Annotated in this window: 7 protein-coding genes and 1 pseudogene; 4 read left to right on the forward strand and 4 right to left on the reverse strand. The window is 62.3% G+C overall.

Translation table 11 applies throughout. From position 1 onward, the window contains the following. Positions 1–687 precede the first annotated feature (687 nt). On the forward strand, positions 688–1,053 hold the full coding sequence (locus QMX88_RS27705) for a glyoxalase superfamily protein (RefSeq protein ID WP_282373445.1): 366 nt from the start codon (positions 688–690) through the stop codon (positions 1,051–1,053). 12 nt (positions 1,054–1,065) lie between these two features. On the opposite strand, the gene QMX88_RS27710 is transcribed toward QMX88_RS27705, so the two are convergent. Beyond that, a complete protein-coding gene (locus QMX88_RS27710) occupies positions 1,066–1,920 on the reverse strand; it encodes a LysR family transcriptional regulator (RefSeq protein ID WP_282373446.1) in 855 nt (284 codons plus the stop codon). A 74-nt stretch (positions 1,921–1,994) separates the two neighbouring features. Here QMX88_RS27710 and QMX88_RS27715 point away from each other — a divergent pair, with 74 nt between their 5' ends. Then, a complete protein-coding gene (locus QMX88_RS27715) occupies positions 1,995–2,924 on the forward strand; it encodes a DMT family transporter (RefSeq protein ID WP_282373448.1) in 930 nt (309 codons plus the stop codon). A 73-nt stretch (positions 2,925–2,997) separates the two neighbouring features. Here QMX88_RS27715 and dapB read toward each other — a convergent pair whose 3' ends face one another. Then, positions 2,998–3,798 (reverse strand): 4-hydroxy-tetrahydrodipicolinate reductase, encoded by an 801-nt coding sequence (dapB, locus tag QMX88_RS27720; RefSeq protein ID WP_282373449.1) that lies wholly within the window; start codon positions 3,796–3,798, stop codon positions 2,998–3,000. A gap of 183 nt (positions 3,799–3,981) precedes the next feature. On the opposite strand from dapB, the gene QMX88_RS27725 reads away from it, so the two are divergent. Both QMX88_RS27725 and QMX88_RS27730 read left to right on the forward strand, forming a co-directional pair. Beyond that, positions 3,982–4,878: a LysR substrate-binding domain-containing protein gene (locus QMX88_RS27725; protein ID WP_192172311.1), complete on the forward strand. Its 897-nt coding sequence runs from the start codon at positions 3,982–3,984 to the stop codon at positions 4,876–4,878. A 201-nt stretch (positions 4,879–5,079) separates the two neighbouring features. Further along, positions 5,080–5,991 carry an NAD(P)-dependent oxidoreductase gene (locus QMX88_RS27730; protein ID WP_336620250.1) on the forward strand — a complete coding sequence of 304 codons (912 nt, stop codon included), beginning with the start codon at positions 5,080–5,082 and terminating at the stop codon, positions 5,989–5,991. A 42-nt stretch (positions 5,992–6,033) separates the two neighbouring features. On the opposite strand, the gene QMX88_RS27735 is transcribed toward QMX88_RS27730, so the two are convergent. Both QMX88_RS27735 and atzF read right to left on the reverse strand, forming a co-directional pair. Continuing rightward, positions 6,034–6,684, reverse strand: coding sequence for a GntR family transcriptional regulator (locus QMX88_RS27735; RefSeq protein WP_282373451.1), 651 nt, complete (start codon positions 6,682–6,684; stop codon positions 6,034–6,036). Positions 6,685–6,795: 111 nt separating this feature from the next. Continuing rightward, positions 6,796–8,624, reverse strand: a pseudogene (atzF, locus tag QMX88_RS27740) (allophanate hydrolase). Between the last annotated feature and the right edge of the window lie 309 nt (positions 8,625–8,933).

Raw genomic sequence — 8,933 nt, forward strand, 5'->3', positions numbered from 1 at the left:
GTCCTACAAGTGCATGCGATCAGTCAGTAGGACTGGCTTTAGCCGGGAAGAGGCCAGAGTGAACACCCTCGATTTTGCAGCGTGGCATCTGACGTCTTCCCGGCTGAAGCCAGTCCTACGGGAACACGCAATCCGTCAGCAGGACTGGCTTCAGCCGGGAAGAGGCCCGCGTGAACACCATCAATCTTCCAGCGTGGCATCCGACGCCTTCCCGGCTAAGGCCAGTCCTACGGGAACACGCAATCCGTCAGTGGGACCGGCTTCAGCCGGGAAGAGGCCCGCGTGAACACCATCAATCTTCCAGCGTGGCATCCGACGCCTTCCCCGGCTAAAGCCAGTCCTACGGGAACACGCAATCCGTCAGTGGGACCGGCTTTAGCCGGGAAGAGGCCGGTGTGAACACCCTCAATTTTGCAGCGTGGCATCTTACGCCTTCCCGGCTAAAGCCAGTCCTACGGGAACACGCAATCCCTTAGTGGGATCGGCTTCAGTCGGGAAGAGGCCAGTGTGAACACCCTCGATTTTGCAGCGTGGCATCCGACGCCGTCCCGGCTGAAGCCAGTCCTACAGGTGTACGCAATCCGTCAGTGGGACCGGCTTTAGCCGGGAAGAGGGCCATGTAAACACCAACCGTTATTGCACTCTGGGCTAGAATCGCCCGCTCAGACCATCAAGGAGTGAACCCCTGTGCAGATGTCCCCGGCGATACCGCTGATTCGTATTTTTTCCGAAGCCAAGGCGAAAGAGTTCTACGTCGAGTTTCTCGGCTTCAGCCTGGACTGGGAGCACCGCTTTGAACCGGGTCTGCCGCTGTATGCCCAGGCCCGCCGCGACCAGCTCGTCATCCACCTGACCGAACACCACGGCGACGCGACGCCGGGTTCGACGATCTTCGTGCCGGTCAGCGACATCGCTGAATTGCAGCGCGAACTGCTGGCGAAAAACTACGGATATTCGCGCCCCGGCATTCAGGACCTCGACTGGGGCAAGGTCATGGAAATCGCCGATCCGTTCGGCAACCGCCTGCGTTTCTGCGAGCGCTCCGAGGACTGACCTTCGCCGCCGTCAGAGGCGGAAATACTGCCCGATCGCCCGCCGCAGCAGGTCCACCGCGTCATCGCCGTGGGAAGCAGACGAGCGCACGACGATGATGTCGTGGTCGGCGATCAGCGGCAGGCCGTCCAGAATGCGCATGCCGTCGGTGACCCGGGCCCGGTCGATCACGCTGATCCCCAAGCCTGCTTCGACGCAGGCCTTGACCGCCTGATTGGACGAACTCTCCAGCACGATGCGCATGCGGTGGCCGCTGCGCTTGAGTGACTCGATCATCGCTTGCCGGTACGAGCATTGCGCGGCGTGCACGGCCAGCGGCAATGGGTCCGGTAAATCCCCCGAGTGATGTGCGGCGCCGACCCACACCGGGGTCGTCGGCACCAGCAGTTGATCGTCCGCACCCAACTGGCCTTCGGGCAGGGCGATGACCGCCACCTGCAGCCGCCCCCGCCGCACCTGCTCGCGCAAGATGAAGCTGGGCGCGGTCTTCAACTCCAGAACGATATTCGGCCACGCGGCGGTGAAAATCGGCAGCACGTCGCGAATCAGGTGCGTGGCGTATTCATCCGGCACGCCCAGGGTGATGCGCCCCGCCAACTGAGTGCCCTGCAGCTCGGCCAGCACTTGATCGTGGGTGCTCAGCAGCGCAGCGGTGGAGGTCAGAAACCGCTTGCCCAGCGGCGTCAGCGAGACCGACTGATTGTCGCGGTTGAGCAGTCGCCCGCCCGCCACCGCTTCCAGCCGCTGCACGTGCACGCTGACCGCCGCCGGGCTTTTGTGCAGCTGTTCCGCCGCCGCGCTGAACTTGCCAATGCGCGCCACGGCGTGAAAGGTGCGGACCTGTTCGATATCCAGAATGGCGCTCATGGTTCACTGATCCCGAAGCACTGCTGTCGTTTATTTTGATTTATTAGATTACGGCGGTTGGGTACGTTGGGTCCATGAACACTTCAAACGAACTGACCAACGTGAGCCTTCCCCTTCCGTCGCGACGCCGGGCGATGCCCTTGCCGCTGCTCGAAGCCGGGCTGGTGATCATCTGGAGCTCGGGCTTCATTGGCGCGCGCTTCTCCATCGATTTCGCGCCGGCGTCGCTGGTGGTGTTCTGGCGTTGCCTCCTGGTCACGCTGATTCTGTTTCCCTTTGTAGCCCGGCAACTGCGCCAGACACCGCCCGCGGTGCTGCTGAAAAACGCCGGCATCGGCCTGCTGGCCATGGCCGGTTATCTGTTCGGCGTGACCGAGGGGATTGCCCTTGGCGTGCCCGCCGGGCTGGCAGCGCTGTTCGCCGACCTGCTGCCGATCGGCATGGCCGTGCTCGCGGCCGTGGTGCTGCGCCAGCGGTTGGCCCGCAGCGTATGGATCGGTTTGCTCATCGGCCTGGCGGGCGTAATGCTGGCGACCCACGACGCGCTGGCCTGGGGCAGCGCACCCCCATGGGCCTATGTCCTGCCGGTGCTGGGCATGCTGTCGCTGGCGGTCGCCACCCTGTGGCAAAAACATTCACCGGACCCAAAGGCGCTGGGCCTGCTGCCCAACCTGTGGCTGCAGTGTTTCGTCTCGACCTTCGTGTTTGCCCTCGTTGCGGGACTGCACGGGAGTCTCGCGCCCGTCCCCAATTCAGGCTTCGCGATGAGTGTGCTGTGGACGTCGGTGTCGACGGTCGGCGGTTACGGGCTGTACTGGATGTGCCTGCGTCGTGCCACGCCAACGCGGGTTGCCAGTGTCCTTTACCTCAGCCCGCCGCTGACGCTGCTGCTGGCCTGGGCCATGTTCGACGAACCGCTGTCGTGGCTGATGGCCCTGGGCATGGCGGTCTCGGGGGTCGGCATCGGTCTGGTGATACGCGGCGAGGCGCGGCAGGCGTTATGAAACGGCCGGTCCCGCGCATCGCTCATCACGTTATCGCGACAAATCAAAGCGACAGCTGGCTCGTGGTGGCCCATCAAATCAGCGACTCCAGCCCCCTCAGCAAACCTTTTAAAGTCAGCGCAGCGCGCGCGGCAAGCAGAGTGCCGGCGACATAAGGCTGGGCACTGGTGCCAGCCTCGTGGCGGATGACAAGTCGCTCGCTTTCTGTCGCGTGGATGCTTTCGACTGCGAGAACATAGGAAGGCAGATACACGCTGTGCAATTGGACTGCATGAGTGCCAGAACCGATTGGTACCCCCCTGCCCCCTACCAAGCCTTTCAATTTTTCGAGCGGGATCGTGGTGGGCGCCTGGCGCAGTGCGGAAAGTGCTTCTGCGAGCTCCCGACCGGTGCCCGTAGGGACGTCTTGTTTACGCGCGCTGGCGTACTCGACAACTTCTACGTCAGCCAGATAGCGCGCCGCTTCGAGCGCGAAGCGTTTCAACAGCGTGCCGCTGATGGAAAAGTTGCCCGCGGCGACCACACCAACACCGTGCTGCCGGGCCAAAGCATCCAACGCCTGGAGCTCGATTTCGTCGAGGCCACTGGTCCCGATCACAAGCGCTCTTCCCGCTCTGATGACAGCGGGCGCGTGAGCACGAACACCTTCGGTATTCGTGTAGTCGATGACCACATCCGATGGCAGGTTCAACGCTTCATCGAGCGTACCTACGATGGCAATACCGGTGGGGGGTAAACCGAGAGCAGTACCCATGTCTTCACCGGCACGGCTGCGAGAGACACCTGCGACTACCTCGACGCCAGACGTTTTGATTGCTTCACGAAAAATAGCTTGCCCGACCCAACCAGTCACTCCAGCAATAACGATTTTCACAGGTCCATTCCTTTTTTTGCGCACAACACTTCTAAGGCTAGCCATGAGGCAGCATTCGGTTCCAGGCCGCTAAAGTGCCTGGGTCATCATCGGCAACAATGGCGACGCACCGAAGATTAGAGCGCTGGTTAAGAAGGAAAAAGCGCTGTAGCGTTCGAGCATCTGTAACGGGTGGTTAGGAATATGAACAAATTGCAGTCGATGCAGGTGCTGCTTGAGGTGGTAGACGCGGGCAACTTCAGTGCCGCCGCTCGCCGTCTGGGTTTGTCTGCGGTCATGGTGGGAAAGCACGTACGGCAGCTGGAGGAGTTACTCGGCATGCGATTGCTGGAACGAAGCACTCGCAGCCAACGCTTGACCCAGGCGGGCAAGGTGTATTGCGAGACAGCTCGCGGGGTACTCAACCAGATTAAACTGGCCGAAAACACCATTGAATCCATGCACGCGAATCCGCGAGGCATGATCCGCATCAGCGCGCCACACAGCGTGGGAGCCACATGGATTGCTCCGTTGGTTACCCGCTATCTACGCCTCTATCCCGCCGTGAAAATCGAACTCATTCTGAGCAACGCTTATGTGAACCTGATCGATGACCAATTTGACTTAGTCGTTCGGGTAGGGACGCTGGCCGATTCAGAGCTGGTCGCACGCCGGCTTCCGCCCTACCAAATGGTGATCTGCGGAGCGCCGGACTACTTGTTGCAACGGGGCACGCCGCAGGTCCCCCGCGACCTGGAGCGCCACTCGTGTCTTGGACACTTGTCTGTCTATGGCTGTATTCAATGGCCGTTACACAACGCTGACGGCTACTGCTGGACGGGAGATGGATGCTTTGCTTCCAACGACAGTCATGCTCTGCGTCAGGCCGCAGTGGGCGGCGCAGGTCTGATACTGCAGCCCGAACTATCAGTGATCAATGATTTATCCACCGGCCGTTTGGTGGAAGTGCTACGCGATCATCGCCCAACGCCGCTGCAGGTCCACCTGCTCTACCTCCCTGCGCGTAAAGAACACAAGGGATTTTCCAACTTGGTGGACTTCATTCTTGCCCTGACCCACAGGACCGGAAAATACGATTAGCGCCTCCCGGAAAAGCGACGTTCGTCCCGCGCTGAATCGATAGGGCCTGGCACTGACTTGCGGCGCCTGTAGCCCTGACGATCTTCAGGCCACCCAACGGCGAGTGACCTCCAAGCGTTGGAATGCTGGGCCAATGCAGCCGTTTGTCACCCATAACGTCGTTTTCGCCAAGACAACTGTCTCAAGGTGGGTGATACGGGTGTGCGCCGCACATCCCACCTTCTACTGGAGCGCATCCCCATGAAAATCGGCTTTTTGGGCCTCGGCAATATGGGTCAGGCCGTGGCTGGCAATCTGTTGAAAGGCGGTCATGAACTGCTGGTCTGGAACCGTTCTCCTGAAGCCGCGCATCCATTGGTCGAGCAAGGCGCCACGGCGGTCACCGAGCCTGCGCAAGCGTTCGCCGCCGACGTGGTGTTCAGCATGCTCGCCGACGACAAGGCCCTGCGCGCGGTGCTGCTGGATTCCGGTCTGCTCAAGTCAATCCAGGGCCCGCTGATCCACATCAACATGGCGACCATTTCCGTGACCTTCGCCGACGAGTTGGCCGAGTTGCACGCCGCGCAGGGCATCGACTACATCGCCGCGCCGGTGATGGGCCGCCCCAACATGGCTGCCGCCGCGAAGCTGAACATCATGGCTGCCGGCTCCGCTGAAGCCGTCGAGACAGTGCAGCCGTTGTTCGACCTGATCGGCAGCAAGACCTGGCGCATGGGCGACAAACCCTCCAGCGCCAACGCCATGAAACTGGCCATGAACTTCATGCTGGTCTCGGCCATCGAGGCGATGAGCGAAGCGGCCGTGCTGGTCACCCGCCACGGCCTGAAATCGGCCGATCTGGTGGAACTGGCGGCGGGGACGATCTTCCCCGGCCCGGTGTACGCCGGTTATGGCGCGTTGATCGGCGAACGCAAATACGAGCCCGCCGCGTTCAAGGCAGTGCTTGGGCTCAAGGACGTGGATCTGGTGCTGGCGGCGGCCAGTCAGGTGTCGGTAGAGATGCCGAGCGCCGAGATGATTCGCGCCCACTTGCAGGACGCCATCGACCATGGTCAGGGCGAGATGGACCTGGCGGTATTGGCCGAAGTGGCGGAGCGGCGCAACCCGCGCTGAGTGCTTTGTCGTTTGCCGTTGATGTGAGGTGCAGACGTCAGCTCATGGCCGGGCGACATGGAGCCGGTGCAGGGTAATCTTGCGCACCTCCTGCTTGCTGACTTCGATGTGCCGCGTGAGCAACTGCTGCGCCTGCCCTGTGTGGCCGTTGAGCACGGCGTCGAGAATTTGAGAGTGCTCGTCATAGGTCGCCTCGATGCGCGCCGCCTGGGTGAAATCCAGGCGGCGAATGATGCGGATCTTCTCGGTGATCTCCAGGTGCAGGCGCGCCATTTCGGTATTGCCTGCCGCCTCCAGCAGTGCGCAGTGGAAACGCTCATCCAGCGCTGAAACCTGCTGGGCATCTTGCAGGCGCTCGGGGGGCGTGACGAGCCAAGTGCATTTCAGCTCGTCGATGACCGGGTGTTGCTCCAGATCTAATGTCTCTAGACGCGCCAGTGCCGCGCATTCCAGCACGATCCTCACGTCGTAAAGCTCTTCGAAATAAGTGAAATCGAACGCCCTCACCCGCCAGCCGCTGCGGAAATGCACCTCCAGATAGCCTTCGCGCTCCAGCCGATACAGCGCCTGCCGCACCGGCGTGCGGCTGGCCTGCACGCGTTCGGCCACCTCGCCTTCGCTGAAGCGATCCCCCGGCAGCAGGCGGAACTCGAAGATGTCTTCCTTGAGCTGCTGATAGATGCGCTCGGCCATATTGTCCGGGCGCAGTTTGGGTTTCTGTGAAGGGATGATGGCCTGGGTGCTCCTTCGAAGAATGGTGGGGCGTGACGCAGTGGTTTTCCTGGGACCGCGTCAGGCGTCGGGTCAGGCTTTTTTCAGGCTGGCGATGTACGCGCGCCAGCCACCGAACGAGGTGATGTCCAGCGCGCCATCAATCGCCCAAGGCTCGCAGATGAAACCCTTGACGCTGCGACCGTCCTTCAGCGTCAGGTTGCCGATGCCCAGCGGCGCGGGGATCTCGGCCACGAACTCGCCAAAGCGCGCCAGCGGTATGTCCCACAGCTCGACGATGATCGACGCTCCGCCTGGAGATTTCACCAGCCCCGGTTTGGGCGGCACGGTGCCGGGCAAGGCGTAAAGCCGGTAGTCACCTGCGGTCAGGGTTTGTTCGACGAGCACGGCATCGCGGCTGGTGAGCTGCACGTTCAGCGGCATGCCGGTCAGGTGCGCGCCCACCACGGCAACCCGCACACTGCCGCGCGGTGCAGTCGCTGGCGAAGGTGTCGGGGCTGGCGACGCTGGCATTGCGCGGCCGGTTGCGCCCATGGGCAAGCCGACGCTTTCCTGCCAGCGCTGGCCAAACCGGGCAAGTGCGGTGTCATGCCATGCCGGTGCAATCAAGGTGATGCCCGAAGGCAAGCCATCGGCACGCATACCGGCAGGCAATGCCAGGGCCGAGAGGTCCGCCAGGTTGGTGAAGTTGGTGTAGAAGCCGAACTGCGAGTTGTAGAGAACCGGCTCAACAGCCATTTCCGCCTGGGTGCGCAAGGTCGCGGACGTGGGCACGACCAGTGCGTCGAAACCGGTCAGCGCGTCGTTGATCTGCCGGCTCAGCGTGGCGCGCAGGTACTCGGCGCGGTAGGCGTCACAGGCGCTGTAAGCCAGACCGCTTTCGACAATACCGCGCACTACAGGATTGATGGCGTCGGGGTTGGTTTCCAGCATCGAGGTCAGGGCCACCGTGCGTTCGGCGACCCACGGGCCGTAATACAACTGCTCCGCCAGGGCCTTGAACGGGGCGAGTCGATGCGGGTGATCTCGGCGCCCATGCCGCTCAAACGGTGCAGCGCCTGCTCGAACACGGCTTGATTATGTGCATCACCGAAGAATTCCAGGGTATCCGGCACCGCCAGCTTCATTGCTGCGCGAAAGCCTACCGGCGCTGTGCCAGGGTTGTGGCGGGAATAGGCGTCATCGCCATCGAAGCCTTCAGCGAGATCGGCAACTTTCTGCGCGTCGTCCACGGTCAGCGCAAAGATGGAAATGCAGTCCACCGTCTTGCACGCCGGCACCAGCCCGGTGTTGGGCAAACGGCCCTTGGTCGGTTTCAGGCCGACGATGTTGTTGAAGCCCGCCGGCACCCGGCCAGAGCCTGCGGTGTCGGTGCCCAGCGAAAACGCCACCAATCCTCGCGCCACCACCGACGCCGATCCAGAGCTGGAGCCGCCGCTGACGTAATCGGGATTGAAACTGTTGGGCACGGCGCCGTAGGGCGAACGCGTGCCAACCAGGCCGGTGGCGAACTGATCGAGGTTGGTCTTACCCATCAAAATCGCCCCGGCTGCGCGCAGTCGGGCCACCACAGTCGCGTCCTTGCTCGCGGCGTAGGCGAATTCCGGGCACGCCGCCGTCGTCGGCCAGCCGGCTGCGTCAATGTTGTCCTTGATCGCGAACGGCACGCCGTACAGCGGCAATTGGGTGAGGTCGCCGTTCAACGCCGCGAGCCGCTCGGCGAGGGCTTCGAGCTGCTCGCTAACCTGCGCCTGACTGGCCCGGGCGATCCACGCGGTATCGGTTTCCGGGTAAGCGCTGGGGAGCGTGAGCAGGACTTCCGGGGACAACTGCCCGGTCTGATAGGCCGTCAGCCATTCGTTGATCGTCCAGCCGATATGGGGGTGTTGGAGGTCATGCATGGGAGGCTTCCATCTTGTATCCAAGTTTGGATTCAACAAAAGCAAAAGCCGGGCCATGGGGGTGAAAGCCCCGGCCGGCCTGGGTGGATGGTTTCTTACTCACTGTTGAAAGAGCCTGCGCTCGCCTCAAAAAAGCACACCGTGCAGGGTTTTGGTGCCAGCTGGCACACCGCGTTCACCTAGTGGGACCGGCTTTAGCCGGGAAGGCATTCGGCGTCACACCGCAAAAGTGATGTCGAACACACCGGCCTCTTCCCCGCTAAAGCCGGTCCCACTAAAAGCCACGCGGGCCGTCAGTGGGGCCCGCGT

The sequence above is a fragment of the Pseudomonas sp. PS02290 genome (genome assembly GCF_029960075.1).
GTDB lineage: Bacteria > Pseudomonadota > Gammaproteobacteria > Pseudomonadales > Pseudomonadaceae > Aquipseudomonas.